This window comes from Actinoplanes sp. NPDC048791, assembly GCF_040650095.1.
Taxonomy (GTDB): domain Bacteria; phylum Actinomycetota; class Actinomycetes; order Mycobacteriales; family Micromonosporaceae; genus Actinoplanes.
In genome coordinates this window covers 1-1,381 of sequence record NZ_JBEZGQ010001571.1, presented here as the reverse complement: position 1 = coordinate 1,381, position 1,381 = coordinate 1, and the positions used below count along the sequence as shown (strand labels likewise).

The 1,381-nt window shown below is 75.1% G+C and carries 1 protein-coding gene and 1 pseudogene; both read right to left on the bottom strand.

Going from position 1 to position 1,381, the window contains the following annotated elements:
• Positions 1–311 (bottom strand): annotated as a pseudogene (locus tag AB0C29_RS48575) (nitroreductase); the annotation flags it as partial.
• Positions 312–425: 114 nt separating this feature from the next.
• The coding region (locus AB0C29_RS48570; RefSeq protein WP_360835175.1) for a sensor histidine kinase at positions 426–1,381 on the bottom strand (956 nt) is incomplete at its 5' end.

The window sequence follows — 1,381 nt, the reverse complement described above, 5'->3', positions numbered from 1 at the left end:
GCATGCCCCAGCCGTACGCGGGCCAGCAACGTCGGCTGCCCCGGATCGGGCAGCCGGTCCACCGTGCTGGTCCAGCCGGCCGCCGCCAGGGCCGTACGGGCGTGGTGCAACGCGGTGCCGCAGCTGAGCAGCAGGAGCCGTCCGTCGGGGTCGGTGGCGGCGAGCTGCCGGTCCGGGTCGGCGTGGAGCTCCATGGAGTCGCCGGCGATCCGCCACTGCCACGGCTGGGTGTTGAACACCGAGGGAGCGTGCAGCGACGCCTCGGCGGCCGAAGCGAGTTGCCGGGTGGCCTGGGGCGGGTGCGCGGTCATGGTGGACCTCCTGGTCGGATTCCCCTCCACGATCGCGCCACCGGCCCGCCCCGATCAGGGCCGAAAGACCCGAACCACCCGGACTTCCGATCCCCGGCGGCCGGGCCCGGGCGGTCAGCCGCCGAGCGGGACGCGCCAGGTCACCACCGTGCCGCCCTCGTCGGCCGGGGTCACGGTGCAGCTGCCGCCCAGGTCGCCGGCGCGTTCGCTCATGTTGACCAGACCGCCACGGGCCAGGGCCGGGTCGGTGCCGACGCCGTTGTCCTCGATCTGCAGGATCACCTCGCCGTCGGCCGCGCGTACCGAGACCCGGGCGGTGCCGGCCTGGGCGTGCCGGGCCACGTTCGACAGGGCCTCGCGGAGCACGGCCAGCAGCTCCGGCACCACGTCGTCGGGCACCGCGCTGTCCACCGGCCCCGACACGTCCAGCGTCGGCCGGAAACCCAGGGCCCCGGTGGCCGCCTCGACCGCGTCGCGCAGCTCCGTGCGCAGGGAGCTGCCCACCGGCGCACGCAGTTCGAAGATCGACCGGCGGATGTCGCGGATGGTGGCGTCCAGGTCGTCGACGGCCGCGTTGATCCGCTTGGCCGCCTCCGGGCGCAGCGCGTGCGGGGCGACACCCTGCAACTGCATGCCGGTGGCGAACAGCCGCTGGATCACGACGTCGTGCAGGTCCCGGGCGATGCGCTCACGGTCCTCCAGGACGACCAGCAGCTCGCGTTCCTCCTGCGCCCGGGCCCGTTCCAGGGCCAGGGCCGCCTGACCCGCGAAGCTGGCCAGCAGCGTGGCGTCGTCCTCGCCGCCGGCGGCGGCACCGGCGACGATCAGCACACCCTGCGGCATGTCGGCCCCGGCCAGCGGCGCGGCCAGCACCGGACCCGAGGGTACGGGCCCCGGCCAGTCAGCGACGCCGCCCAGCTCGGCCTCGTCGGCATGCAACGCGTCCACGTCCACCGACAGCACCTTGCCGACCATCTCGTCCGCGCCGTCGGCGACCTCGATGGTGTACCGGGACCCGTCCTCGCCGGCCAGCAGCACCAGCACGAGCCCGGCCTCGGTGATCTCGCGGG